The following is a 26451-nucleotide window of genomic DNA, read 5'->3' as shown; positions in this document are numbered from 1 at the left end:
CGTTTGTTCAGTGTCTATAATAGTGTCTAAGACCATAAACATGATGTCCATTTAATAAATAATGGACACTATCGGGATGTTAAGCAGATAAGAAAAGTGGGGTTCAGCGGACGCTTACGGTTAATAAATTCTTTAGATTCTTTTTCTGCACAACCATCAAAAAAAAGTATCTCTAAATCATTATTACCATCATATTTATAATTTATATCCAGATCATTCAGTCCTATATATTCTAAATTTTTAAGGTATATTTTTTTATCCTTATTAAGACCAAAATTGTTTTCATTATTTTTTTTATTATATGCAGTGGTGTAGTTAATAGAGAAATTGGGTTTTATTTCAGCTTTAATTTTAGTTGATGAACTTTGAAAAATATTAATAAAAATAAAATATACCATAAGCATTGAAATAATGCATAAAATAAAGAAAAATAAATTTTTATATAATAAGCTGTATTTGATGCTTGGGTTTATAATTTTATTTGAAAGCCAAAGAAAAATTGTAATTATTGTTGCTAGAAAAAAACCTCCTATAATGTTGCTAAAAAAGTTAGAAAAATAATCAATTTCTTCAAAATTTCTTTCATATAATAATATTATTAAATCCATGAGAATAAAGCAGATGGCAATGCCGAAAGAAAGGTTTAAATAAAATCTAATGCCAGATTGGAATTTTAATAATTTGTATACAATAATGTAATTTATTGAAAATATTGTAATAAATTCAATTATTGATATATTGAATATAAAATCAATAAATTTAATTTTCTCAAATACTTGGTTGGGCATGAATAAGTCATATAGATTAGAGACATCAATATTGAAAATATTTAAAAATATAACTTGTAAGATGCTACCAATATGTAAAAAAAATATTAGAACGAATGCTATAGATAGTGACCATGAAACTCTATTTTTATTAATGTTGATATCATTTATTAAGTCTCTAATTGCATTCATTTTTTTTGCACAGTTAATTTTTTTGAATTATATATAGATGTTAGAGATATTGGAAATAAAAAATAATAACTCAATAATGAAATTATTTTTAGGGTCATATTTAGAAAATTTAACCCCAAAACTTGGAGTTTAACTATTAGCGAAAATTTTGCGTAAGCACGATAATCTAAGAGATCTTCAAAGGTATAACAATATCGTGGTTCTTCGTCTTTCATTGCTACTCCATGATCTTTAGATTGATTCAATGATGTAATCTACACTTAGTACGATATGCCCAGACCAACTTTCAGCAGTGTCTTTGGCTTCCCCATATCCATCAAACAGCCCATCAGATAGTGCTTTTTCTCTAGAGGAAGTAGTGACTATTTCTCCTTCATCACAAAAATAATTTCCCGATTCTAATAGTTTTACTATGTACCCTATGATTAAGCTCTTAAAATGTAGACTATGATTTTAAATTACAATACTTTAGAAGTTGTCTCTATCAAAAATTAAGATTTATAAATTCTTATAATTTAAAATTATTAGATAAGGAAACGTAATGAAGTTAAAAGATGCTTTTGACTATATTCTTGATAAAAATAATACCCTAAGTGATTTCAACGCTTACATGATAGGGGTAGCATATGAGGATAATGATTCTTTTTTCTTCGTAAATCTCACCATAGATGATGAAGAAATAGAAAATAATACGCTGTACTACCATGCCCATGTTACAAGTGGAAAAATTCGAAGTTCAGAGGGGGAGGAGGATTTTTACAGTGCAGAGAGCATTGAAGACTTGCTTGATCAATTGCCTCTGATTGCTTCTGAATTGAGCTATCATATCTATAAGCTAGATGAGGATGTGTTAGGACTAAGTAGTGAATATACTTTAAAAGCACTATTTCCTAGATTACCTAACCCTGACATTCATGATCTAGATGGCTTTAAAGTGGAAGCTATAAAGTTGATTTCCATGCTTAATCATTAAGATAATAGTGTCGTTTTTTATTCAAGTTATTGTAATAGCAGAGTTTTTACTTGTAAAAATGAGCACCTTAGTGAGTGCCTTTTAGAATTTTAATTTAAATAAATTTAATTAAAACAAATAGATGTTTATGTGTATTGATCCCGACCCTCGGAATAGATTTTTCATTAATTCTATTAATTAAAGAAAGTTAAAAATTGTAGTTTGCTGGATAGCTTACTACAATAAGAAACTAAACCATGCTGGATGTATGATGATATATAATCAAAAAATAGTTTAAGTAATTCAAACTCTAACTATTTTTGATTATATATTCACTAAGTACTTATAAAGTACTCTCATACAGGGGAACCGGCCTTTTTTCTTCTAAATGGAGAACCTATAAATGACAAAACTGACTTGCTTCAAAGCCTATGACATTCGCGGCAAACTGGGTACAGAACTCAATGATGAAATTGCCTATAAAATTGGCCGTGCCTATGGTCAAATCTATCAACCCAAAACTGTGGTCATTGGTTGTGATATCCGTCTCAGCAGTGAGGGCTTAAAACAGGCGACCATTCGCGGTTTAAATGATGCGGGTGTCAATGTTTTAGATTTAGGCATGACTGGCACAGAAGAAGTCTACTTCGGTGCGTTTCATCTCGATGTCCAAGGGGGTATTGAAATCACTGCCAGCCATAATCCGATGGATTATAATGGTATGAAACTGGTGCGTGAAAATGCTCGCCCGATCAGTGCAGATACTGGTCTTAAAGACATTCAGGCCTTGGCAGAATCAGGTGAATTTATTGAAGTAACAAATAAAGGTAGTACTGAAAAATACAATATTCTGCCGGAATTTGTCGATCACCTGATGACCTATATTGATCCTGCAAAAATTCGCCCAATGAAACTGGTGGTGAATGCCGGCAATGGTGCCGCAGGCCATGTGATTGATGCTATCGAAGTAAAATTCAAGGAACTGAATATTCCGGTCGAATTTATCAAGATTCACCATGAAGCTGACGGTAATTTTCCAAATGGGATTCCCAACCCGATTTTGACTGAAAATCGTGACAGCACCCGTGATGCGGTAATTAAGCATGGTGCGGATCTGGGCATTGCCTGGGATGGTGACTTTGACCGCTGCTTCCTGTTCGATGAAAAAGGCCAGTTTATTGAAGGCTATTATATTGTCGGCCTTCTGGCTCAAGCATTCTTGCTAAAGCAGTCTGGCGAAAAAATTGTCCATGACCCGCGTCTGGTCTGGAACACGCTGGATATTGTAGATCAATACCACGGCATCACCGTTCAGTCAAAATCAGGTCACGCCTTTATTAAAGATGTAATGCGTGAATATAATGCGGCCTATGGCGGGGAAATGAGTGCCCATCATTATTTCCGTGATTTTGCTTATTGTGATAGCGGCATGATTCCATGGCTACTTGCTATCGCTGTGCTTTCAGAAACACAGCAGTCCCTGTCTTCTCTGGTAGAGGAGATGATCGCCAAGTTCCCGTGCAGTGGTGAAATCAACTTTAAAGTTGCAGATACCCAAGCGACCATCCAAAAACTTTTCGATCATTATGCCGATCAGAAACCAGAAATTGACCAGACCGATGGTGTCAGCCTGGATTTTGGTACATGGCGTTTTAATGTACGGGCGTCCAATACCGAGCCCTTATTGCGTCTCAATATTGAAAGCCGTCGTGACCGGAATCCACGACCAATGCAGGATTATGTCGATGAACTGACCCAACTGATCCAGGGTGAATCTTAAGTTCTTATAAACCATCCTAGAGAGCAGTACCCAGTAAATCAGACAATGCCGTCCAATTTACTGGGTACCTTCCCAGCATGAATCTTTCCTGGGAAATGTTTTTCGAGTATATCGACTGCAATAGTTGCATTCATTTTCCGCGCAAACAGCATGCCTGATTGCTTCATTTTATCAAAATCAGACTCATCTAAAACCTTGGGATAGTCCGGCCCGGAATCCCAGTCAATATATCTCAGCCCTGTTTCACAATCCTCTATCCTATGCTGGGCATGATAGATGCGTTGCTGAAAATGGGAATTATAAATAATGGTATGAAAAAATATTTCATCTGCACACAGTGAAGATTTAAAGGTTCTTAAATAATCCGGATGTGCTTCCAGATAATCCAGAATAAATGTCACAGCATGATCGGTAAGGGTAATCCAGTTCGAGCCCTTATATAGTGTGGGCAAATGAGAAATATCCTGTTTACGGAAGCGCCTGCAATACCATAATGCCAATCTATTCAGAAGTTGAAATAGGGGTGCTTTAGCTTTCTGGTACATAATGGGTAAATAAAGAATATTAACTCTTTGTTCCACGTCATCTGCCAAATCATCACATCCCACAAACTCTGTCTGTTTTTGATATTCTTTTTCTAAAAATAATTCTCTTGCTGTATTTGAACATAAGGGAATGTCATCTCCGGACAGGAAGAAAAAATAGCCATAACGATATTTTTGCGCTTCCTGCAGGAGTTTTAACATGACCGCTATTTGACTATAGCTGCCCCATCGTACATCTACCCGGTCTGTTAAAAAATGCACCTGGGCATGCTGTCCGAATTGAGTACTAAATGGGGCAAGGTCGGCTTTCTGGTCGACATGAATGAGAATAATGCTATGGGGACTTTTCAGCAGCTCATTTACCAGAAAAACCAGTGAATGGGTAAGTTGGTGACAAATGACTCCATAGATAAAATTCATCTTTATGATCCATATCCTTGAGGATTCTGCTTCTGCCATTTCCAGCTATCGGCGAGCATATCCTCCAAGCCATATTGGGGTGTCCAGCCCAACTCTTTTACTGCACGCGCATTGTCTGCATAGAAGCTTGCTAAATCACCGGCACGTCGTGCAGCGAACTCAAATGGGATCTGGATCTGATTCACTTTTTCAAAGGTATCTTTTAAGGTTAATACTGATACTGGCTGGCCTGTACCAATATTCCAGGCCCGACAACCTTGATGATTTAAACGGTTTTGAATTGCTAAAACATGGGCTTTCGCTAAATCAACCACATGAATAAAGTCACGCTCACAAGTGCCATCAGCCGTGTCGTAATCATCCCCGAAAATACACAGTTTTTCACGCTGACCTACCGCCACTTGAGTCACAAAAGGCATCAAGTTGTTGGGAATACCTAATGGATCTTCACCAATCTGGCCACTTTTATGCGCACCGACCGGATTAAAATAACGCAACAAAGCAATGGACCAACGTTCATCTGCAATAACTGCTTTTTCTAACATCTGCTCAACGACTAACTTGGTATAGCCATAATTATTATTCGGCATACTTAAGGGCATATCTTCCTGATAGGGAGACGGATTATTTTCACCATAGACCGTGGCTGAAGAGCTGAAGACCAGTTTGAACACCTGTGCGCGCTGCATCGCCTGCACCAGACTGATGGAGCCCGCAATATTATTGTCAAAGTAGGCCAAAGGAATTTGCTGACTTTCACCGACAGCTTTTAGTCCGGCAAAATGAATCACCGCATCAATCGACTGGTGCTGAAAGACCTGATCCAGTAACTGGCTATCCCGGATATCCCCTTCGATAAAGGTCAGACTTTTTTGGGTCAATTTTTCTACCCGACTTAAGGACTCGGAGGAGCTATTACACAGATTATCCAGTACAACGACCTCATGTCCGGCATTCAGCAATTCCACACAGGTATGTGAACCAATATAGCCTGCCCCGCCTGTGACCAAAATTTTAGCCATTTTGCTTTCCTAACAGAACTTTAATTAAACCCTGGGTTGAACCATCCAGACCATTCAGATCAGTCTGTTCCCCATTTAGTATGGGCAGTAACTGGTTGGCAATTTCCTTGCCTTTTTCCACGCCCCACTGGTCGAACGGGTTGATATTCCACAGCACAGATTGGACAAATACCTTATGTTCATATAGTGCAATTAGCATGCCCAAACTGTATGGGTTGAGCTCTTGCAACAACAGGGTACTGCTCGGTTGATTACCTTCATACTGTTTATAGGCCGGCAAGCTCGCCAATTCAGCCTGATCTAAGGCTTCATTGCCAAAAGCCAGTAAGCGCGATTGCGCCAGACAGTTGGATAAGGCCAAATGATGTTGTTCGACCAATGCTTCGGCACTGTCTACATAGGTATATTGCTGGCTGTTATAACGCTCTACCGGCGCAATAAAATCACAGCTGACTGACTGAGTTCCCTGATGCAATAACTGATAGAAGGCATGCTGGGCATTCGGCCCCACCTCACCCCAGATGATCGGGCAGGTATCGAACTGGACTTTTTCGCCATTGCGCTGGATTGACTTACCATTGGATTCCATTTCCAGCTGTTGCAGATAGGAGGCAAAATATTTCAGCCGGCCATCATAAGGCAGAATTGCATGGGTCTGAATATCCAGAAAATTGGTATTCCAGGCTCCCAACAATCCCATCAATACCGGAATATTGCGTTCAAAAGGCTGGTACTGAAAATGCTGGTCAACGGCATAGGCGCCAGCGAGCAGCTGCTTGAAGCCTTCAATCCCGATACTCAAGGCAATTGGCAGTCCGATACAGGACCAGAGTGAATAACGCCCGCCGACCCAGTCCCAAAGCAATAACTGGTTTTCCGGCGCAATACCCCACGCGGTCATTTTTTCCGGTTTGGTCGATACCCCAATAAAATGATGCTTAAGAATATAAGGATGTTGACCTAAGGCCTTTTCCAGCCATAAGCGTACCGTCTGGGCATTGGTCAGGGTATCAATGGTGCCGAAGGATTTGGAGGAAATAATAAACAGTGTCGTTTCCGGACGCAGCTGATGCAACAGCTCGGACAGCTGACTGCCATCCATGGTCGAAACAAAATGTACGTTGAGTGGCTGGGCAGACTGGTATTTAAAATCAGATAAAGCGTGCGTGACCATCAAGGGACCCAGATCTGATCCGCCAACACCAATATTGACCACATCCTGAATCACTTCCCCGGTGGCACCGCGGCGCTGTCCGGCATGAATCTGTTCCACCAGGGCATACATCCGTTCCAGCTGGGCATGTACATCCGCTGCCAGATCAGCATGCTGTTGATCCTGTTTGGGCAGGCGCAATGCCCAGTGCATGGCAGCACGCTGCTCGGTATAGTTGATTTTTTGATTGGAAAATAGGGAGCCAATCCAGGATCTGAGGTTCTGTGCATCGGCCCATTCGATCAGGCCCTGCAGCACATTCTTATTGATTCTGTGTTTGCTATAGTCAAACAGCAGTTGTTCAAACTGGATAGAATATCGATTAAAGCGCTCCGGGTCAGCAGCAAACAGCTCCCGCAAATGCTCAGACTGAAGCTGTTCTTTGTTCGAGGCGAGTTTCTGACACACAGTTTCAGTGTCGAGATTTGGATTAAAATGGCTCAACATTAACGTCCTACCCCAATATAATTAAAACCACGTGTCTTGACATACGTCGGATCATACAGATTACGCCCATCCAGAATCAGGGGATGCTGCATCAGCTTGATCAAATATGGATAATCCGGACTGCCATACTGTTTCCATGCCGTAATCAGACACAAGGCATGCGCCCCTTCCACGGCCTGATACTGGTCTTTACACAGGATCAAGTCTTCCCGTGGCCCATAGACCTTTTCAATATTTGCGATTGCCTGAGGATCATGTAGCTTGACCGTCACGCCTTGCGCCCACAAAGCGGTCAGCATGGCATGTACCGGAGACTGCTGGATACTCGGGGTATTTTCCTTAAAGGCTGCACCCCAGATCGTAATGACTTTACCCTTCAAGTCTCCACGGAAATAGTTCCAGAGTTTACGGAACAATAATTCTTTTTGCTGTTCGTTAATGTCCCAGACCTGTTCCAGCAGCTGGTTTTTTACCCCTGAATCTGCCACGGCGTGAGTAAGCGTCCGGATATCATGGGAGAAATTCTCTCCACCAAAACCAACGCCGGGAAACAGATAGGCAGAACCAATCCGGTTATCCGCCGCCATGCCTTGCCGTACCTGTTCAATATCAATGCCAAGCTTTTCTGCCACACTGGCCAGATCATTCATATAACTGATCCGGGTGGCCAGCATGCCGGAAATACTCAGCTTGGTAAATTCGGCATCCAGAACCGGCATAAATAGGTACTGCTGCGCGCGTGGAAATAAGGGCCTTAATAATTCTTTGATTTTAGGCTGTATATTTTCATGATCACAGCCCACAATCAGCTGGGTGGCCTGAGTAAAGCTACGCAGTGCATTCCCTTCCTGAATAATATCTGGCAGATAAATCCAGTCATCATTCGGCAGCAACTGCTGAAAGCGCTGGGTGCCATGCAAGCCAAAGGTCGAAGCATTAATCATCAGTTTGGGATGAGCAAAACAGGCATGCCGGATAGTGTCCAGCATCTGAAATGCCTGCTGTTCTTCAGTCGCATTAAAACTAAAGAAAAAAACATCCTGATTAAAATCCAGATGCTGAAAATCGCAACAGTTTAAAAAGCCAGATTTTTCCTGTTTTTGCAGTAACAGCTGTAGAGATTCATCCTGGAAATAGGGTCGGGCCGACTCATCTGTATTGAAGCTGTTACACCAGACCACCTGATGACCGCATTCAGATAAAAGAGCCGACATGACCCCGGAAAATAAGGTTTTCCCCAATACTGCGACTTTCATAATATTCCTTTCTTATAAAGCAAGTTCCTGAATCAAGGCTTTAAACTCGCTACCGAGTTTAGGATGATCAAGCCCATAATGTAAAACAGCTTTTAAATAACCCAACTTGCTGCCACAGTCAAAAGTCTGGCCTTTCATGCGATAGGCTTCTACGGCTTCTGTTTGCTGCAGCATGGCGATGGCATCGGTCAGCTGGATTTCATTGCCTGCTCCGCGTGGAGTCTGTTCTAAAAGCTGCATGATTTTGGCCGGCAGAATATAACGGCCCACCACAGACAGGTTCGACGGTGCCGTACCCACTGCCGGTTTCTCGACAATGCCTTGCATGACAATGCTTTCCCCTTCCTCAGGCGATGCAGCAACATCCACGATGCCATACTGGTCCACCAGATGTTCAGGTACCGCTTCCACCATGATTTGTGACGCTTTAGATTCTTCATAACGTTGAATCATACGTGCCAGGTCATTTTCCGGGTCCTGATCTTTCACCAGCACATCCGGCAACAATACCGCGAAATCTTCATCGCCAATCACTGCTTTGGCACACAGTACTGCATGGCCCAGACCTAGAGGCTGTGGCTGGCGTACACTAATCACACTCACGCCTGCAGGCAGAATCTCAGTAATTTCTTTCAGCAAGTCGGTTTTGTTTTTTTGCTCAAGAGTGGTTTCAAGCTCAAAGTTACGGTCAAAATAATTTTCAATCGAGGCCTTGGAAGAATGAGTGACCAGAATAATCTGTTCAATCCCAGCAGCGACTGCTTCACGAACCACATATTCAATCGCAGGGCGATCTACCACTGTCACCATTTCTTTAGGGATGGATTTACTGGCAGGTAAAAAACGCGTCCCCAAGCCTGCCACAGGAAGAATTGCTTTCTTGATCATATCTATAAAAACCTAGTTCACTTTAATTTCTTTACCGCGTACATAACCGTCCACATAATGTTCCAGTTGCGCTAATGCCCATTCAATGTCGGTCTGAGTCGCTTCAAGTTCATGCATACGGTTAAATACTGCCAGAATTTCTGCCAATGGATAATGTTTTTCGACAGAACGTAGAATACGCGTATGCGCGGTAATTTCTGTATTTGCTTCGTCAATCAGCAGCTCTTCATAGAGTTTTTCACCCGGACGTAATCCGGTATATTGAATTTCAATATCGCCATTCGGATTTTTAGCGTCTCGGATTTTGAGTCCACTGAGGGCAATCATTTGTCGTGCCAGATCCTGAATCCGGACCGGCTCGCCCATATCCAGCAAGAATACATCTCCGCCCGTACCCAAAGCACCGGCCTGAATCACCAGCTGCGAGGCTTCCGGAATGGTCATAAAGAACCGGGTCACTTCCGGATCAGTTACGGTAATTGGCCCGCCCTTGGCAATCTGCTGTTTAAACAGCGGCACCACCGAGCCTGAAGAACCGAGTACATTGCCAAAGCGTACAATACTGATCTGGGTCTGGTCCTGAGCTTCTGCCATGGCCTGACAATACAGCTCTGCCATCCGTTTGGTTGCCCCCATCACGTTGGTTGGACGGACTGCTTTATCGGTTGAAATTAATACAAAGGTTTCGACACCTTTTTTCACCGCAGCATTCACACTAAAAGCAGTTCCGACCGCATTGTTTTTCAGACCTGCCAATGGATTACATTCCACCAGCGGTACATGTTTATAGGCGGCAGCATGGTAAATCGTCTGCACGCCATATTGTTCAATTACCCGTTCCAGCTTGGATTCATCCAGCACAGAACCCAGAATCGGAATAATTTCACAGCTTGCCGTGAGGCGTAACTCTTTTTCAATACTATACAGCGCGAATTCAGTCAGTTCATAAATCACAATTTTGGCCGGGTGATTCTTGACAATCTGGCGGCAGAGTTCTGAACCAATCGAACCGCCCGCACCTGTCACCATGACCACTTTATCTTTAATGTTTCTGGCCAGCAGCTCGGGAACCGGCGGAACAGGATCACGCCCCAGCAAATCAATAATATCCACTTCCTGAATATCAGAAATTCGAATTTCACCATCCACCAGTTTAGTCAGCCCCGGAATCTCGGTGATTTTTAAATGTGCCGGCTCTAAAAACTTGATGATTTCACTTTTACGTACCCGTCCCACTGAAGGTAAGGCAATCAGAATTTCATCAATTTTTCGCTTGCGCATGATCTTTAAGGCGGCCTGGGCATCATAGACTTTAAGTCGGCCCAGCTGCTGCCCGCTTAACGAGCGTTTATCGTCAATAAACATGACCGGCAAATGCTCGTTGGAACGATACAAGGCTGCGGCTACCTGCTGACCTGCATGACCTGCGCCATAAATTGCGATGCGTTTTTTCTGTACGTCGGCCTGCACATAGGAACGGATAATAAAGCGGATGATGCCACGGCTAAACCAGATCCATGCAAACATCATAAAGCCGAACATCAGAGGAATAGAGGTCGGAATAAAGGCCGGGGTAAAATAAGCCAGAGCATAAAGACCAGCGACCGTCAATGCCGTCGCCAGCCCCATTTTGATCATGAACACTTCATTATACGTACGGACAATAAAGCGATAGACCCCACATACAAAAAGCGATGCAACTGCAATCACGCTAACCCAGAGCGTACCAAAAGCCAGATTCGGTACTACTTCTGCGCCTAAATCAAACCGGCGAATGGCATAACAGAGCCAGATCAAGACAGGAAAAGCACAAAAATCCAGAATAATTAAAAATGCTAGTTTGGCGGCTCGTGGTGATTCTACGAAAGGCGTAATGATCGATTTCACTGGATGCGTTGTCTCAATTCTCATAAATTTTTAATAAGTCACAATGCGATGAGTAACTTAAAAACATATTCTATATAAGTTAAATGCACCGAATACGGTGCACTTATATTCTAAAAGTTTAAGCAACTATTCTATTAATAACTTGTTGAATTGCGGTGACTGTTTTGTTAATACTTTCATCACTTAAGGTAGGATGAACTAAAAACATCAGACTGGTTTCACCCAATTGCTGCGCATTTTTCAAACGCTGTGCTGGACGCCAGGGCGTATCATCAAAAGCATGCTCGAGATAAACTTCTGAACAGGAGCCGCTAAAACAAGGTACATTCTGCGCACTGATTTCCTGCATGATCCGGTCACGTGACCAGCCTTCAGGCAAAGCATCGATATTGACCTGCACATAACATTTATAGGCAGCATGTACATAATCATCGGATGGACGATGGACGCTAAAATATGGACTGTCTGCAAATGCCGCATAAATTTTTTCCATATTGGCAAGGCGTTTTGCAGTCCATTCCGGCATTTTTTTCAGCTGTATGCGTCCGATCACCCCCTGCATTTCCATCATGCGCCAGTTGGTGCCAAAGGCGTCATGCAGCCAGCGGAAACCCGGTGGATGCTGCTTGTTATAGATGCTGTCAAAGTTCTTGCCATGATCTTTATAGGACCACATTTTTTTCCACAGGGTTTCGTCATTGGTGGTCACCATGCCGCCTTCACCGCCTGTGGTCATAATCTTGTCCTGACAGAAAGACCAGGCCGCGATATGACCGATTGAACCGGCAGATTTGCCTTTATATTTCGCGCCATGCGCCTGGGCACAGTCTTCAATGACATATAAACCGCGCTCAGCAGCCAGTTGCATGATCGATTCCATGTCGCACATCCAGCCTGCCAGATGCACACAGATAATGGCCTTGGTATTAGGTGTGATCACCGCTTCAATGGTACGGCGGGAGATATTTTGGGAGTCCAGTTCGACATCGGCGAAGACCGGATTTGCCCCAGCTGTTACAATGGAGCTGGCCGAGGCCAGAAAGGTACGTGAGGTCACAATCACATCATCCCCTGCACCAATACCTAATGCCTTGAGTGCGACATCAAGTGCTACAGTTCCATTGGCCAATGCCACTGCATATCGGGTTTCTGCGAACCGGGCAAATTCTTTTTCAAACTCGCGGCATTCCTGTCCGGTCCAGTAGTTGACTTTATTCGACAACAAAACCCGGGAAACCGCATCCGCTTCTTCCTGAGTAAAACTTGGCCATGGTTCAAATGCAGTGTTTAACATGATGTTTCCTGAATTTTTAAAATTTAAAAACTTATTTTTTCTCTAGCATTCTTGCTGGATTGCCAATCACCGTTACGCCCGGTGGAACGCTCTTGGTGACCACAGCACCCATACCCACTACCGCACCTTTACCAATCACTAAAGGCTTGTCAGATGTACCCTGTTTAATCACGGCACCTGTACCAATATAGGCGTGATCTTCAATATGGATATTGCCATTGCATTTCACCCCGGGAGCAAAGGTGACATAGTCACCAATGATGCAATCATGGGCTACATAACTAAAATAATTTGCGTGAAAAAATTTTCCAATTTTGATATTTGAAGTAAAATGTACGTAATTACATAAAATAGCACCTTCGCCTATTTGTACTTCATCCATGGAAGTCACGGTAGGTGCTCTTACTGACCAATGCTTCAAGTTATGCAAATCAACTTTTTGAACAAGTTTCTCACGAATACGATTATTGGCAATTGCAATAGCCACATATTTGTCAGCAGCTTCTAATTCAAGAAAGGCTTCAAAACTATAAACCTGATGTCCATTGACAGCCTGTTTATTTTCACCATCATCAATAAATACAAGCTCGTAATTTTGAATATTTTCAGTGATCAACTGTTCACGTGCAAGCGGCATGACCCCACGACCAAAACCACTTGCACCGTAAATTGCGTATAAATATTTTAAACTACTGCCCATCTTTTTTATTACCTAGGAAGCGCGTCATCGTTACTTCTTCAGACTGATTAATGCCTTCTTTAACTAATACTTTTTTTACTGTTTGAAACATGATTTTAAAATCTAACCAGATTGACTGATTTTCTACATACCAAGTATCCAGCTTGAATTTCTCTTCCCAGCTAATAGAGTTTCGTCCATTGACTTGAGCATAACCTGTCATGCCGGGACGTACTTTATGACGTTTGGCTTGCTCTTCATTATATAAAGGTAAATAATCCATAAGTAATGGTCGTGGCCCAACAATACTCATATCGCCTTTAATCACATTCCACAGTTCCGGCATTTCATCCAGGCTGGTGGAACGTAACATTTTTCCAAATTTTGGTAAGCGTTGCTCATTTGGTAATAAATTACCTTTCTCATCTCGCTCGTCTGTCATGGTACGAAATTTAATCATCTCAAAGGGTTTACCATTCAAACCTGGACGTATTTGGCGAAAGATAACTGGTGATCCTAGATTTTTACGTACTTTATAAGCAACATATAAATATAAAGGAGAAAGTAAAATCAGAGCTACAGAAGCAATGATAATATCAAGTAAGCGTTTTAACATTTATAGACCTAAAATTTTCATTAATCTTTGATTAACCTTCTCTGCATCGAACTTTTCAACTGCTATTTTATGGCTTTCAGCCCCCATAATACTAATTTTTTCAGGATGCTCAATAAAGTAAATCATCTTTTCTGCCAACGCGTTAGGATTCCATTTAGGAACTAAAAAGCCATTAATGCCATCAACTACAGTTTCTCTACAACCTGGAACATCTGTTGTAATAACAGGTCGCCCCATAGCCATCGCTTCTTGAGTACTTCGTGGTACGCCTTCACGATAATACGAGGGTAATACAAATACACTTGCTTGCTCTATCCAATCAGCAACATTATTAACATATCCAGGATATTCAATAATATTAGTTTGTATTAAGTCTTTTAACTCTTCCTCTTTAAGACTACCTAAAGCTGATTTATCAATTGCGCCTAATACAGTAAATTTAATATTATGATATTTTGATTTTACAATTTTAGCGGCTCTTATATAATCATGAACTCCTTTCTCAGCCAATAATCTTGCAACAAAAATAAAGGATATATCCGAATTAAAATTTTCAGAATATTTATAATTTTCTAAATTTAAACCTATTCCACCCAAAACTTCTACCTTTTTTACTTTAATTCCATATTGTTGTAATAAGTCTTTTGGATCGTCAGGATTCAAAAAGATAAGTTGATCTAGTTGTGGTAAAGCTATTTTATACAAAAAAACCTGTATTTTTTTAATTAGTTGTGTTTTTTTATTTAAGCCTCCAGGTTGTTCTGTAAAAGTATAGCCTAAACCTTCAAGCATACCAACAATACGTGGCACTTTAGCTAATTTTGCAGCTAAAGTGCCAAAAATAACAGGTTTTGAAAAATAAGAAAAAACGAGACAAGGTTCTATTTCTTTAATTTTTCTTGAAAGATGATAGGTCGCTATAATATCTGCGAATGGATTGAATCCCCCCCTATTTAAAGAATAGGTAACAGGTATGACTCCAAGTTTTTCTATTTTTTTCAGTTCACTATCAGAATATTCTGAAGTGAAAGCGAAAACTCTATACCCTTGATCTAATAATTTTTTAATTAGATCTGATCTAAAACCTAAAAAACTACTAGCAACTGTACCAATAAGAACAACTTTCATATTTAAAAATATCTATAATAAAAAAACAGTAGGGAAAGAAAAAAGGTTGAAATTAAACCTAGTTTAAAAAACTCCTTTCCTCCTCTCTTGAATAAAAAGTACATAATTAAGCAATTAATAAATATACCGAAAAACCATGCCATCAAGCCATATCTATTTGAGAAAGCAGCAAAACCGAAAAAGAAATAAGGTAAGGTACATATATAGTATATTTTTACTATTTTTTCAAAAAGAGAATTATCTTTAAAAATTTTCTTACTTATAAAAAAATATAAATAAATAAAACCCAAAGTATAAATAAAAAGATCTCCCTGAAATCCATAACGGTAGGAATAATTTCCATCCTCTGCGTAATATTTTATAGAGTCATACAAAGGAGAACCTAAAGCAGCAGATAGATTTTTTACCAAAACTTCATTTACACCCAAGAAGTAAAACAACCCAAACAAGTTAACAATAAAAAACAAGTGATTTAATTTAAATTTTAGAAGTATTAAAAAAGGAATTAATAAAAAATTTGAATAATGAAAAAAACAAGACATAATAAAAAAAATAAATGATTTTAATTTATTTTCATAAAAAATATAATAAAACAAAGAATAATAAGCTAAGGCCAGAGCTAATCCCTGCCTTACACCATTAGAGGATGCAACATAATACCAAGATGAAAGTATAAAAATACAAAATGAAAATATTAAAAAATAAACCCTATTAAAACCTAATGATTTAGAAATTAAGTTTAAACTTTTAAATATAAAAAAATTAAGAATAAAATTAAGAATAAAAAAATAAATAAGATAATTATCAGTAAAGAGTCTTACTGAAAAAGTTAAAATATCGAATAAATATTCATATCTAAAATCCAAACTATCTTTATAGAAAAAATTATTAGCATAATTCAAAGAGTCTGCAACAATACTTAAATCTCTATTCGCAACCACCAATGCAATAATAGATGAAATAAAAATAAAAGACAGATAGGAATAAAGCTTATTTATATTTAAAAACATTCTTAATACCAAAAAATATTATACTAAAAAATAAGATATAGCTAACAAGTGGAAATATTTTAAATCCAATAACCCAACGTCTTTTCCAGCTTTCAAAATCTTTAACCCTAATACTTTGATATAACTTAGTTACATATATATACATTAAGAATTTTTTAATATTTTTAGCTGAATTATCTGGTTTAGCATAATACTCTAATACATAAGGTACTTTTAACGTTCTATTAGCTCTAGAATTGTCTTCTTCATAATAGATATTAGAAACCACTTGTGGTGTATAAATAACATTATATTTACTAATTATTTTAGACCAAACCATTAGATCCTCACTAAGACTAACACCCATTGGAAATAATCCAGCTTCATATAAAACATCTTTTTTTACAGCTATACTTGGTGTAACAAGACCACGAGTATTTAAAAAGCTATTTCCAAATTTTTTAAAAATTTTCGGATTTTTACTTAAACTTACTACCTTCCTACCTAATTTACTAACTTTCTGGAATCCCATTAGGAAAAATTTTTCATGAGGATAAGCAACTATTAGATTATATAAGGTAGAAAAATAATCTGCCTCCCACCAATCATCAGCATCAAGAAAACATATGACTTCATATTTACTGTTTGTAATACCAATATTTCTTGCTACAGAAACACCTGCATTTGCCTGATGAATAATTCTAATATTGTCGCTAAGAAAATTTTCAGCTATCTGTTCCGAACCATCTGTAGATCCATCATTTACTATGATTACCTCGTAAGTAAACTCACCATTCTGATTTATTATAGATTTTAAAGCTCGCTCTATACCATAAGCTTTGTTATATAGTGGAATAACAACGGAAAACATCCTATTCTCCCAAAGCATTTAGTAAGAATTTTTTTGAACTTTTTCTTAGACTTGCTAATCTTTCATTTATATCTGAATAATTGATAGTTTTAGCGTTAAAAGTCCCCCCTTGTGTTGGGTCAAATAATCTATCTTCTAATCCCAAAAGATGGCAAAGTGAAAAAAATCTATCCGCTCCTCTATCTTTATTTATTAAAACTACAAACTGTTTATTAAAAATAATTGAAAAAACCATTCCATGAAATGAATCTGTTATTACAAAATTTGTCATTTTAAAAGATGACACCCAATCTTGTACAGAATATGTGGAGTTTTTTTCCAATAAATTAAATACACTTTTATGTTGACACTCAATGTTAATTTTTCTCACCAACTCATTTTTTTCAGCATTCTCATCAAGTATATATGTAATACAATCATAACTTTCTTGTGACTTATTTTTAATCATATCTGAATAAAAAGATTGTTCTATAAGTAATGTCGGATCTAACACTAATTCAGCATTATCTCTACCAAAATCTTTTTTACAAATTTCCTGACCACTACTCTCTCGTACTGATACAGCATTAAAGTCTGACAGATATTTTTTTATATTATTGTTTTCAATAGGAGCTTTCCAAGTATCTACTCCAAAAGAAGCTGCATAAGAAATCTTTTTGATTCTTCGGTTTAGATTAAAGTTTAAAAAATAAGTATCATATTCCGTATCATTGATGTAAGCATAACGCCAGACCTGATCACTTCCAACAATAACTGTGTCTATTTCATTTCTATTTAAAAACTCTTCTATTTGAGATTTATAAGTCATAATTTCTGTTTGATTAGGCATATACTCATCAAAAAAATGTATATTATTATTATATTTAATATAAGAATTTCTTACTCCCTTAAAATTTTGAAAAGGCAATCTTTCTAGAATTTTAATCAAAATAGCTTTCCATTTTTTTTGGATTGGATACTTTCTCAGCAAAATTGGGTTGTAACCTTCACTTTTTAAAAAATTATATAATGCAGTAGCCTGCAAAATACCACCATAATTATGTCTAAGACCTAAAGTTAATATTGCAATATTTTTCATTTGTTTTTAACTCCAAATTTATCAGAATACTTATTTAAATAACTATTAATTAAGGTGAAAATTTTTAATTTCACTAAACTACTTTTCATCTTTTCATTAAATAAGCCAACATTTTTTGTAATTTTCCAAAAATATAAACTATTGCTTCTAGTTTTAGCTCTTAAAATCTGAATTTTATTTAGCAGAAAACTTTGATCGATTAAAATTTTTTCTCGTTTTTTAGGAAAAAGTTTTCCATTAATATGTGCTAACTTCATTCTAGTTTTTAAACCATTATGTCTATGGTTAAAACTACCCTGTTGTGACTGCAACACCTTATTCTCTTGTAGTTTATCCAATACTAAATCACTTTCATCTAAACCAGATTTAATAATTTTATCTGCAAGTAAACTTCTAGTTATAATAATACTATTTCCCAAACCACTTTTATCATAAGGATCTATCCAGGCATCTCCTAGTGATATATCCGCCAACTCCGTCACCACATCATCACAAAAATCACAAGCATTTGATTTAAAAAGACCTGTTCCCCACATATCTCCCAATGTCTTCATTTCAACCATATGTATTTTATTATTATTTTTCTCTATACAAGAAAACTTATAGTTTAAGGCAGAACTATCCTTATTTTTAACACGATACTCTGCATGTTCATACTCAGAAAAACAGCCTGCAGATTGCGCTAAAAAATCTGTATAATATTTACTTTTTAGACCACCACAAATTATTCCCACTACAAATGGTATTTTATCTTTTAGCTCAGGATAATAGTATTGCTTTAAACGAACTGCTTTTACAAAACAAGCCACACCAGATACAGCGACTTTCCCATCTATAGTAGCAATTTTTTCAAATAACTCTGCCATTGTTACTGGCACATAACGGGTTTTTGAAATTTTTGTAATATTTTTAAAGTCCGAAAAAAATTGATAAGAATATTCACCATTTTTTTCTTTAACTATAAATAAGTGATCTACAATTTTTTCTTCTAACAGTTTTTTGAATACGAAAGTAGCTATGCCACCTGAGGAAGAAGTTTCTCTAAACTTTTTAGCATAACCTGCATATAAATTTGTATAATATCCCAGCTTACTATTATAGTTTTTAGCCCTATCTTTTAAAAATACCACACCTAACTCATCTTCATTTTTTTGCTGTGTAGCGAATGGGCAAACTATTATCATTTTTTCTTGGGTAGAATTAGGCCCTAATTGTGGAATTAAAAAACCGTTTTCATCCCAAATCATTTTGGCTTGTTTATTTGTATCTTCAGAAATACATGCTCCACAACCTGTACATAAATTATTTTTTACAATAGACTCTATATTCATTTTAAAAAACCACTAATTTTAGAAAACACAAATAACCTTTCTGACTGCTTCAAGCCAAGTATAACAATACTTAATAAAACACTTAGAACTATAAAAAATGAAATTAATATGAATGATAAAAAAGAGGCATGAGCATCTAAATTCCTTAATATAAAATATATTAATAATATTGAGCTAACTGCTACCAATACAACTCTTAAAATCACTGTTTTAAAGTATATAAATATACTGAATTTTGTTAATCTACTAATAAAATATAGCCTCAATATTAAACTTAAAAAAGCTATTATTAAAGCAACCCAGTAAACTACAACTGGTTTATATTCGAACTTTAGAAAAAAATAGCTTATAGGTAGGTTTAAAAATACAGATATACTTACTATTATTTGATATACTTTAACTTTACCTGTTGCTTGGATACCAGTCATTAATGAACTAGAAAGACAATCTATCAATATTATTACCAGAGCTAACTGTACAAATTCTACTAAATATAATGGTAGTTGATTAAGCCAAAACTCCAACAAATATTTAGTATTAAACAAAATAGGCAACACAACTATTAAAGCTAAGAAGAAACTAAATTTAGAAGCAGTATTAATAAGAAGTATATTTCTCTCATAATCCTCTTCTGCATAACTCTTATAAATTTGAGGGTTAATTGCTGTCACGATAGAGTTAATTAAACTATTAATCGCTGAGCTTACATTAGCAGTAATTGCATATGCAGAATTAGCTACAATACCTACAAAGATATTTAATAAAATATTAATACCTTGTGTCTTTGCCATAAAAGAAAAATTACCAAATATATTCCATGAAGAATAAACTGCTATCTCTTTTAATAAACTTAATTTTATTTTCTTAAAATCAAAACCTTTATTATTTTTTTTTACACAATATAAATAATAAATTATAAATACAACTATGCACGAAGCTAGATACATTAAAGAATAAGTTTCTAATAGAGAATTTTCAAAAAAATACAAACAATAAATGATAACTAACTTAAAAACAGCATCCAATAAAGATAGAAATGCAAAAAAAGACATTTCCTCTTTAGCGAGAATTAAAGAGTTAAATGGAGCTTGAATAATAGAAATACAAACAACTAAAATAGAGCAATAATAAATAAAGTAAGCTGATTTTATATATTTCAAATCAACGACTATAAAATTATTAATTATTTGATCTTTTATTAAAAAAAGTAAAATTGCTATTAATATAGCAACACTTATATGCATAATAAGACTATTTACCCAAACCGCATCTAGCATATTTTCATCTTTCTTTCCAATATAATATGCTAGATAACGCTGAGTAGATGAAATCATTGCCCCATTAATAAATGAAAAAAGAATAGCTATCCCAAAAACAAGATTGAATAGTCCGTATTTCTCTACGCCTAGTATTGACAAGAGCTCGCGTACAGAATACAAACCAACAGCAGTAATTACGATAGTTCGTATTGCTAAAAAAAGTGAATTTTTTACAATTAAACTATTATTTTTCATCAACTAAAAACTCTAATCCTTTAATATCAAAATCTATACTCATTATAATCTTAAATCACTATCCTAGGACTTTAAAATAAATTTTAAGTCATAAATCTCATAATTCCCCTTAAATAAAGCTTGAAAATCATCAAACAATATTGAAACAGTGACCATAAAGAAATTACAGCTTTTTAAATCTTCTAAATTTGCTGAATAACTCAGGTGATTTGCCTGTTTGAGTTCTTCTGGGGAAACTTCGAGGGTATGGTCTTGGCCACTTTTAAGTTCATCAATTCGTTTTTGGTAGATATCAAAACCAACCACAGGTACTTTTTTCCCAAATTCAACTGCAAGTGGCAAGCCCACATAACCTAGACCAATCACCGCAATTTTTAAATCTGCAATAGATAGCATTTCAACGCCTTATTAATGTACTGTACTTATGAAGATTCAATCTTTCGGCGCGCATACTAGCAGAAAAACATGAAAATTCTGTTGTGATTTAACACCAAAAAACAAAAAAATGCGCAAATATTCAACTAACGTTATAGAGGACATACTTTCAAGAACTATTTTAGAAAAGGAAATAGGCTTTTCCCTCTTTAGTTACTATTCAATTGAATTCAGATACATTTTGTTATAAAAAAATCAAACTTATCAGGTAGAATATCGCCGATTCAACGAATTAAATATTAAAAACGGGATTTCATGTGCGACAAATTCAACTGGCTTTTTTACTGACTTGTGGTCTCGCTTTGACTGGCTGTGCAGTGACCTCTGGTCTGCAAACTTATGATTTACCGGAAGAAGGTGTGTATCAAACCGAACTCGGCACTTCGGTCAATGTGATTAAACTGACCCAGGACTCAATGCTTGCTGTTCAGCCTGCTGTACAAAACATTCAACAAGACTATGCGCATTTGTTTAGCACCCCGCATCAAAACTATCGTTTAAGTCCGGGTGATATCCTGTCCATCTATTTATGGGCCTATCCTGAAATGACCCCGCCAAGCAGTACTATTAGTAGTGACCAGTCTGCTCAGGCCAATGGTTATCAAATTGACTCACAGGGCTATATCCAGTTCCCAATTATCGGCCGCTACAAGGCTGCAGGTAAGTCACTGACTCAAGTCAACCGTGAATTACGCAGCCAGCTGTCACGTTATTTAAAAACCCCGGATGTGATTGTGCGGGTACTGTCCTATCAGGGTCAGCGCTATTCCGTTCAAGGCAATGTGGTAAAAGGCGGACAGTTTTATTTAAGCGATCAGCCGGTGAGTATCTACACCGCCTTAGGCATGGCCGGTGGCGTAAATGCCCAGCAGGGCGACAATGCTTCCATGACTTTGGTCCGTCAGGGACGTTCCTACAACCTGAATACCGTAGAACTGGAAAAAGCAGGACTTTCACTGCATAACTTGCTGATCCAACCAAATGACACTTTATATGTGAACAATCGCGAAAATCAAAAAATTTATGTCATGGGTGAATCTGGCAAAAACCAGTCCTTACCCCTGCGTGATCAGGGTATGAGTTTAAGTGATGTATTAGGTGAAAGTTTGGGGCTTAATCCACTCTCCGCCAGCCGTAGCAAGATTTATATTGTACGCAGTCAGCCGAATGCTGTGCACACCGAAGTTTATCAAATGGACTTGAGTAGTATTGCCGACTTTGGTCTGGCCAACCAGTTTAAGATGCGTAGCAACGATATTGTCTATGTCGATGCTTCAGGTCTGGCACGCTGGCAACGTGTCGTGAACCAGGTAATCCCGTTCTCGAATGCACTCTATAACCTGGATCGTTTGGGACAATAATGCAGATTAAACATATTTTGGTAGTTTGTATTGGCAATATTTGCCGTAGTCCTATGGCGGAATACTTTTTAAAACAACAGTACCCACATTTGCAGATTGAGTCTGCAGGTATTGCGGGCGTGGTGGGACATGCAGCAGATGAAAAAGCCAGTCTATGCATGCAGCGTTTGGGGATTGACCTGAGTCCTCATATTGCCCGGAAACTGAATACCGAAATGATTAAACGGGCCGACTTAGTCTTGGTCATGAGTCAAAATCAACAAAAACATATTGAACAGACCTGGTCTTTTGCCAAAGGTAAAACCTTCCGTTTGGGGCACTGGCAAAGCAAGAATATCGCTGACCCTTATCGGCATGACCAAGTTGTATTTGATGATACCTGCCAGTTAATACAGAGCTGTATTGCTGACTGGAAAAAATATATTTAAATTTGAAATCAAGATTATGAGCCAAAATAGCAATACTGAAGATACGATAGACTTAAAAGAGTTATTTTTTTCACTTATTGCACAGTGGAAGCTGATTGCACTGTGTGTCATCTTAAGCGTGATCTGCGCCTTGCTGTATTTAAGAGTCACCCCCGATACCTATTCGGTTGATGCGCTGGTACAGGTCGAAGAAAACAAAGGGACGTCTGCTGCCTTGTTGGGTGATTTATCCAGCATGATCGAGCAAAAGCAACCCGCTCAGGCAGAAATAGAACTATTAAAATCGCGTCTGGTGCTGGGTTCTGCCATTCAGGCTTTAAATCTGGATCTTCGCATTGCTGGAACTGAAAACAGCTTTACGAATCGTTTATTGTCACCGCATGACTATCAAAGCGAATATAACAAAACATCTGTTCTGTTTAAAGACAATGCTAAATCCTTCGATATCCGTCAGTTTGAAGTGCCTGCTTATTTCTATGACAAAAATTTACGTCTTGACTTTCAGCCGGGTAAATACACTTTAACCAACCCGGTCACAGAACATGTAGTCTTCTCTGCCCCATTAAATCAGCCTAGTGAATTGCAGTCTGAACATGGTCAGTGGAAAGTTGCCATTTATAGCCAAGACCAGTTCAATGCACCTTATCTTGTACAAAAGCAATCTCTGCCCGCTGCGGTAAAATCAATTCTTGCCAATTACTCGGTTGCAGAAAAAGGCAAAATGACCGGTGTATTAGGCCTGAATTATCAGGGTACTGACAAGCAGCATATCACTGAAGTCCTAAATGCCATTCTGGCTGCCTATAGTCAGCAAAATATTGAACGTCGTTCCGCAGAAACGGCTCAAACACTCAAGTTTCTAGATGAACAATTACCTGAATTGCGCCAGCAACTGGACGTGGCTGAACGAGAGTTCAATACTTTCCGTCAGCAGTCTAATACGGTCGATGTCACTAAAGAGTCGGAACTGTATCTGACCCAAAGTATTAGCCTGGAAACCCAAAAAGCGCAGCTCGAACAGCAAGTGGCTGAGGCTTCTGCCAAATACACCAATGAACATCCGGTAATGCAGCAGATGAATGCACAGCTTGGTGCGATCAATAAAAGAATTACTGAACTGGAAGGGACTTTAAAGCAGCTACCAGACCTGCAACGCCGATACTTACAACTGTTCCGTGAAGTTGAAGTGAAACAGCAACTCTATACTGCTCTGTTAAACTCTTACCAGCAGCTACGAATTGCCAAAGCCGGTGAAATTGGTAATGTACGGGTAGTGGATACTGCCGTTGAGCCGCTAGAACCGATCAAACCTAAAAAACTGCAAATCCTGATTTTATCGATCTTTCTGGGTGGCTTCCTGGGCACTTTGCTGGCGCTGCTACGCAATATGTTACGTTCGGGCATTAAAGATTCAAGTCAAATTGAAAATGAGCTGGATTTACCTGTATATGCGACGGTACCTCGCTCACCTGCCCAAAATGGCTATATCAAGCTGGCAAAGAAGAAAAAATATATTCCTATCCTGGCGGTTAAAAACAGTGATGATATTGCGATTGAGAGCCTGCGCAGTATGCGCACTGCCATTCACTTTGCCTTGAGCAATGCACGAAATAATATTGTGATGATTTCTGGTCCTGCACCAGAAGTAGGTAAATCTTTTATCTCGACCAACCTGGCTGCAATTTTGGCACAAGGTCAAAAACGTGTACTCTTGATTGATGCAGATTTACGTCGGGGTTATATCCATAAATACTTTAATCAGACGCCTCAACCGGGTTTGTCCGAGTATTTAAATAAGCAGGCCAGTTTGGATCAGGTTATCAAATCAACCGATATTCCAGGCTTAGATTTATTGACTCGGGGTAAAAGCCCGGTGAATCCATCCGAGTTACTCAGCACCCCGCTATTTGGTGAAATGCTGACTCAGTTGTCCAGTCAATATGATCATATCCTGATTGATACTTCACCGATTCTTGCAGTTACTGACGGGATTATCATCTCGCAGCATGCAGGTGTGAATTTATTGATTGCACGTTATGCACAAACTCAAATGAAAGAGCTGGAATTAACCGTCAATCGCTTTGAACAGGCTGGAGTCAAGGTCAATGGCGTAATCTTAAACGATATTCAACGCTCCGCTGCAGGTTATGGCTATAATTATGCTTATGCGTATAAGGCTTCAAAAAATGAAGATTAAGCGGACTTAATGGATATTAAGCCTATTTAATTCTCTGAGAAAATCAAAGTACTTGTCCAGACATTAAAAAGCTGATCAAGCTACTTTGATATAAGTTGGCCTTTTAAAAACTTATACTCAAGAGAATGAGAAAATGTTATATCGCTTCAAACAGATTTGAAATCATTTAATTTAAATCTGTTTGAAGCTTTTTTATATTTATCCAAGTCATGAATAGTATTGTATCCAAAACAGCCTCATACATAATTTTCTAAAAAATAATCCAAAATGGATATCCATCAAAATCTTTTGAGCAACATAAGCCGGATTGATTCTTAAATTAAGTTACTCAAATATAAATCAAAAACTGTGATTAAATATAAGTAATCATAACAAGCTCAAATATGAGTTATTCTTCTGTGAAAAATCTATCACATATTCAACTCGCTTAAATTTTTAATAATACTAGACAGATATTTGATTCCTAAGGTTCAATATTGCTTTGAAAAAGCAGCATTCTTGATCAGAAAATATAAGCTTAAACCCGTGACTGCAAGAAGCATTTTTATTGATCGTATTATTTTACTTCTTTCGTAAATAAAGGCGTTTCAGGCATATTTTTTCTGGAAAACCGCACAGCACCAACTTCCTGATCAGGAGCATTAATTCCCTCTTGACTCAACATTACCTTAGCCGTTTTCAACATGATTTTAAAATCCAGCCACATATTGTACTGTTCCACATATTGTACATCTAATTCAAATTTTTCTTCCCAGGATAAATTATTGCGTCCACTTACCTGAGCAAGTCCTGTCATACCAGGTTTTACTTCATGTCGTCTCATTTGCTCATCAGTATAATGTTGCAAAAACTCTTTCATTTGAGGCCGGGGTCCGACAATACTCATATCTCCTTTTAAAACATTAATGAGCTGTGGCATTTCATCTAAACTGCTAGAGCGTAACTTTTGTCCAAATGGAGTAATACGAAATTTATCTGGTAAAGGATTACCCTCCTTATCTACTGCATTCCTCATAGAACGAAATTTAATCATTTTAAATAATTTACCATTTTTACCAGGTCGTTCTTGATAAAAGAAAATGGGTGAACCCAAATTTTTTCGCACCTTGTAAGCTATCATAATAAAAACTGGAAATAATATAAGCAAAGCCAAGAAGGCAA

22 protein-coding genes and 1 pseudogene are annotated in these 26451 nt (G+C 37.7%); 5 read left to right on the top strand and 18 right to left on the bottom strand.

Annotated elements, in window-relative coordinates; translation table 11 throughout:
- Nucleotides 1-68 precede the first annotated feature (68 nt).
- Nucleotides 69-788: a hypothetical protein gene (locus KUG37_RS13045; protein ID WP_216937007.1), complete on the bottom strand. Its 720-nt coding sequence runs from the start codon at nucleotides 786-788 to the stop codon at nucleotides 69-71.
- Nucleotides 789-1500: 712 nt separating this feature from the next.
- Between KUG37_RS13045 and KUG37_RS13040 the strand changes: the two genes are divergently transcribed.
- On the top strand, nucleotides 1501-1932 hold the full coding sequence (locus KUG37_RS13040) for a hypothetical protein (RefSeq protein ID WP_216937006.1): 432 nt from the start codon (nucleotides 1501-1503) through the stop codon (nucleotides 1930-1932).
- A gap of 382 nt (nucleotides 1933-2314) precedes the next feature.
- The gene (locus KUG37_RS13035; protein WP_216937005.1) at nucleotides 2315-3691 is read left to right on the top strand and encodes a phosphomannomutase CpsG; all 1377 of its coding nucleotides are present in this window, start codon (nucleotides 2315-2317) and stop codon (nucleotides 3689-3691) included.
- 38 nt (nucleotides 3692-3729) lie between these two features.
- Here the strand turns inward: KUG37_RS13035 and KUG37_RS13030 are convergent, their stop codons facing one another.
- The 16 genes and pseudogenes from KUG37_RS13030 to KUG37_RS12955 all read right to left on the bottom strand — a co-directional run.
- Nucleotides 3730-4695 carry a beta-1,6-N-acetylglucosaminyltransferase gene (locus KUG37_RS13030; protein ID WP_254202706.1) on the bottom strand — a complete coding sequence of 322 codons (966 nt, stop codon included), beginning with the start codon at nucleotides 4693-4695 and terminating at the stop codon, nucleotides 3730-3732.
- On the bottom strand, nucleotides 4659-5678 hold the full coding sequence (gene galE, locus KUG37_RS13025; protein ID WP_216937003.1) for a UDP-glucose 4-epimerase GalE: 1020 nt from the start codon (nucleotides 5676-5678) through the stop codon (nucleotides 4659-4661). The genes KUG37_RS13030 and galE overlap by 37 nt, the downstream gene beginning before the upstream one ends.
- Nucleotides 5671-7338, bottom strand: coding sequence for a glucose-6-phosphate isomerase (pgi, locus tag KUG37_RS13020; protein ID WP_216937002.1), 1668 nt, complete (start codon nucleotides 7336-7338; stop codon nucleotides 5671-5673). Before pgi ends, galE begins: the two co-directional genes overlap by 8 nt.
- The gene (locus KUG37_RS13015) at nucleotides 7338-8594 is read right to left on the bottom strand and encodes a nucleotide sugar dehydrogenase (RefSeq protein WP_216937001.1); all 1257 of its coding nucleotides are present in this window, start codon (nucleotides 8592-8594) and stop codon (nucleotides 7338-7340) included. The genes pgi and KUG37_RS13015 overlap by 1 nt, the downstream gene beginning before the upstream one ends.
- A gap of 12 nt (nucleotides 8595-8606) precedes the next feature.
- Nucleotides 8607-9482: a UTP--glucose-1-phosphate uridylyltransferase GalU gene (gene galU / locus KUG37_RS13010; RefSeq protein ID WP_216937000.1), complete on the bottom strand. Its 876-nt coding sequence runs from the start codon at nucleotides 9480-9482 to the stop codon at nucleotides 8607-8609.
- 12 nt (nucleotides 9483-9494) lie between these two features.
- On the bottom strand, nucleotides 9495-11369 hold the full coding sequence (locus KUG37_RS13005; RefSeq protein ID WP_216937008.1) for a nucleoside-diphosphate sugar epimerase/dehydratase: 1875 nt from the start codon (nucleotides 11367-11369) through the stop codon (nucleotides 9495-9497).
- A 118-nt stretch (nucleotides 11370-11487) separates the two neighbouring features.
- Nucleotides 11488-12663 carry a DegT/DnrJ/EryC1/StrS aminotransferase family protein gene (locus KUG37_RS13000; protein WP_216936999.1) on the bottom strand — a complete coding sequence of 392 codons (1176 nt, stop codon included), beginning with the start codon at nucleotides 12661-12663 and terminating at the stop codon, nucleotides 11488-11490.
- A gap of 31 nt (nucleotides 12664-12694) precedes the next feature.
- On the bottom strand, nucleotides 12695-13363 hold the full coding sequence (locus KUG37_RS12995) for an acetyltransferase (protein ID WP_216936998.1): 669 nt from the start codon (nucleotides 13361-13363) through the stop codon (nucleotides 12695-12697).
- Nucleotides 13353-13958 (bottom strand): sugar transferase, encoded by a 606-nt coding sequence (locus tag KUG37_RS12990; protein ID WP_216936997.1) that lies wholly within the window; start codon nucleotides 13956-13958, stop codon nucleotides 13353-13355. Before KUG37_RS12990 ends, KUG37_RS12995 begins: the two co-directional genes overlap by 11 nt.
- Nucleotides 13959-15086 carry a glycosyltransferase family 4 protein gene (locus KUG37_RS12985; RefSeq protein WP_216936996.1) on the bottom strand — a complete coding sequence of 376 codons (1128 nt, stop codon included), beginning with the start codon at nucleotides 15084-15086 and terminating at the stop codon, nucleotides 13959-13961. It lies immediately after the preceding gene.
- A 2-nt stretch (nucleotides 15087-15088) separates the two neighbouring features.
- Entirely contained in the window at nucleotides 15089-16096 is a 1008-nt protein-coding gene (locus KUG37_RS12980; RefSeq protein ID WP_216936995.1) for an EpsG family protein, read from the bottom strand.
- Nucleotides 16077-16946: a glycosyltransferase family 2 protein gene (locus KUG37_RS12975; RefSeq protein ID WP_216936994.1), complete on the bottom strand. Its 870-nt coding sequence runs from the start codon at nucleotides 16944-16946 to the stop codon at nucleotides 16077-16079. The genes KUG37_RS12980 and KUG37_RS12975 overlap by 20 nt, the downstream gene beginning before the upstream one ends.
- Nucleotide 16947: 1 nt before the next feature.
- Nucleotides 16948-18024: a polysaccharide pyruvyl transferase family protein gene (locus KUG37_RS12970; RefSeq protein WP_216936993.1), complete on the bottom strand. Its 1077-nt coding sequence runs from the start codon at nucleotides 18022-18024 to the stop codon at nucleotides 16948-16950.
- Nucleotides 18021-19355, bottom strand: coding sequence for a Coenzyme F420 hydrogenase/dehydrogenase, beta subunit C-terminal domain (locus KUG37_RS12965; RefSeq protein WP_216936992.1), 1335 nt, complete (start codon nucleotides 19353-19355; stop codon nucleotides 18021-18023). The genes KUG37_RS12970 and KUG37_RS12965 overlap by 4 nt, the downstream gene beginning before the upstream one ends.
- A complete protein-coding gene (locus KUG37_RS12960) occupies nucleotides 19352-20869 on the bottom strand; it encodes an oligosaccharide flippase family protein (protein ID WP_216936991.1) in 1518 nt (505 codons plus the stop codon). The genes KUG37_RS12965 and KUG37_RS12960 overlap by 4 nt, the downstream gene beginning before the upstream one ends.
- Nucleotides 20870-21013: 144 nt before the next feature.
- Nucleotides 21014-21265, bottom strand: a pseudogene (locus KUG37_RS12955) (Vi polysaccharide biosynthesis UDP-N-acetylglucosamine C-6 dehydrogenase TviB); the annotation flags it as partial.
- Nucleotides 21266-21561: 296 nt separating this feature from the next.
- On the opposite strand from KUG37_RS12955, the gene KUG37_RS12950 reads away from it, so the two are divergent.
- Genes KUG37_RS12950 through KUG37_RS12940 form a run of 3 tightly spaced genes read left to right on the top strand, consistent with a single transcriptional unit; the run spans nucleotide 21562 to nucleotide 25290 of the window.
- The gene (locus tag KUG37_RS12950; RefSeq protein ID WP_216936990.1) at nucleotides 21562-22665 is read left to right on the top strand and encodes a polysaccharide biosynthesis/export family protein; all 1104 of its coding nucleotides are present in this window, start codon (nucleotides 21562-21564) and stop codon (nucleotides 22663-22665) included.
- On the top strand, nucleotides 22665-23093 hold the full coding sequence (locus tag KUG37_RS12945; RefSeq protein WP_216936989.1) for a low molecular weight protein-tyrosine-phosphatase: 429 nt from the start codon (nucleotides 22665-22667) through the stop codon (nucleotides 23091-23093). The genes KUG37_RS12950 and KUG37_RS12945 overlap by 1 nt, the downstream gene beginning before the upstream one ends.
- A gap of 16 nt (nucleotides 23094-23109) precedes the next feature.
- Complete coding sequence (locus KUG37_RS12940) at nucleotides 23110-25290, top strand: polysaccharide biosynthesis tyrosine autokinase (protein WP_216936988.1); 2181 nt, start codon at nucleotides 23110-23112, stop codon at nucleotides 25288-25290.
- A gap of 556 nt (nucleotides 25291-25846) precedes the next feature.
- Here KUG37_RS12940 and KUG37_RS12935 read toward each other — a convergent pair.
- Nucleotides 25847-26443, bottom strand: coding sequence for a sugar transferase (locus tag KUG37_RS12935; RefSeq protein ID WP_216940532.1), 597 nt, complete (start codon nucleotides 26441-26443; stop codon nucleotides 25847-25849).
- Nucleotides 26444-26451: the final 8 nt, after the last annotated feature.

Origin of the sequence: Acinetobacter sp. BY419, assembly GCF_019038395.1 — a bacterium.
In the GTDB taxonomy this organism is placed as follows: Bacteria; Pseudomonadota; Gammaproteobacteria; order Pseudomonadales; family Moraxellaceae; genus Acinetobacter.
The sequence above is the reverse complement of the archived record's forward strand: the minus strand, read 5'-3'. Positions and strand labels throughout refer to the sequence as shown.

What these genes read in the sequence shown, in the direction of transcription:
- KUG37_RS12995 (WP_216936998.1), bottom strand. Translation starts at nt 13,363, where the DNA reads ATGGGCAGTAGTTTAAAATATTTATACGCAATTTACGGTGCAAGTGGT.
- KUG37_RS13045 (WP_216937007.1), bottom strand. Translation starts at nt 788, where the DNA reads ATGCCCAACCAAGTATTTGAGAAAATTAAATTTATTGATTTTATATTC.
- pgi (WP_216937002.1), bottom strand. Translation starts at nt 7,338, where the DNA reads ATGTTGAGCCATTTTAATCCAAATCTCGACACTGAAACTGTGTGTCAG.
- galU (WP_216937000.1), bottom strand. Translation starts at nt 9,482, where the DNA reads ATGATCAAGAAAGCAATTCTTCCTGTGGCAGGCTTGGGGACGCGTTTT.
- KUG37_RS12960 (WP_216936991.1), bottom strand. Translation starts at nt 20,869, where the DNA reads ATGAAAAATAATAGTTTAATTGTAAAAAATTCACTTTTTTTAGCAATA.
- KUG37_RS12990 (WP_216936997.1), bottom strand. Translation starts at nt 13,958, where the DNA reads ATGTTAAAACGCTTACTTGATATTATCATTGCTTCTGTAGCTCTGATT.
- KUG37_RS12975 (WP_216936994.1), bottom strand. Translation starts at nt 16,946, where the DNA reads ATGTTTTCCGTTGTTATTCCACTATATAACAAAGCTTATGGTATAGAG.
- KUG37_RS12980 (WP_216936995.1), bottom strand. Translation starts at nt 16,096, where the DNA reads ATGTTTTTAAATATAAATAAGCTTTATTCCTATCTGTCTTTTATTTTT.
- KUG37_RS12965 (WP_216936992.1), bottom strand. Translation starts at nt 19,355, where the DNA reads ATGAATATAGAGTCTATTGTAAAAAATAATTTATGTACAGGTTGTGGA.
- KUG37_RS12945 (WP_216936989.1), top strand. Translation starts at nt 22,665, where the DNA reads ATGCAGATTAAACATATTTTGGTAGTTTGTATTGGCAATATTTGCCGT.
- KUG37_RS13040 (WP_216937006.1), top strand. Translation starts at nt 1,501, where the DNA reads ATGAAGTTAAAAGATGCTTTTGACTATATTCTTGATAAAAATAATACC.
- KUG37_RS12940 (WP_216936988.1), top strand. Translation starts at nt 23,110, where the DNA reads ATGAGCCAAAATAGCAATACTGAAGATACGATAGACTTAAAAGAGTTA.
- KUG37_RS13000 (WP_216936999.1), bottom strand. Translation starts at nt 12,663, where the DNA reads ATGTTAAACACTGCATTTGAACCATGGCCAAGTTTTACTCAGGAAGAA.
- KUG37_RS13015 (WP_216937001.1), bottom strand. Translation starts at nt 8,594, where the DNA reads ATGAAAGTCGCAGTATTGGGGAAAACCTTATTTTCCGGGGTCATGTCG.
- KUG37_RS13030 (WP_254202706.1), bottom strand. Translation starts at nt 4,695, where the DNA reads ATGGCAGAAGCAGAATCCTCAAGGATATGGATCATAAAGATGAATTTT.
- KUG37_RS13035 (WP_216937005.1), top strand. Translation starts at nt 2,315, where the DNA reads ATGACAAAACTGACTTGCTTCAAAGCCTATGACATTCGCGGCAAACTG.
- KUG37_RS12970 (WP_216936993.1), bottom strand. Translation starts at nt 18,024, where the DNA reads ATGAAAAATATTGCAATATTAACTTTAGGTCTTAGACATAATTATGGT.
- galE (WP_216937003.1), bottom strand. Translation starts at nt 5,678, where the DNA reads ATGGCTAAAATTTTGGTCACAGGCGGGGCAGGCTATATTGGTTCACAT.
- KUG37_RS12985 (WP_216936996.1), bottom strand. Translation starts at nt 15,086, where the DNA reads ATGAAAGTTGTTCTTATTGGTACAGTTGCTAGTAGTTTTTTAGGTTTT.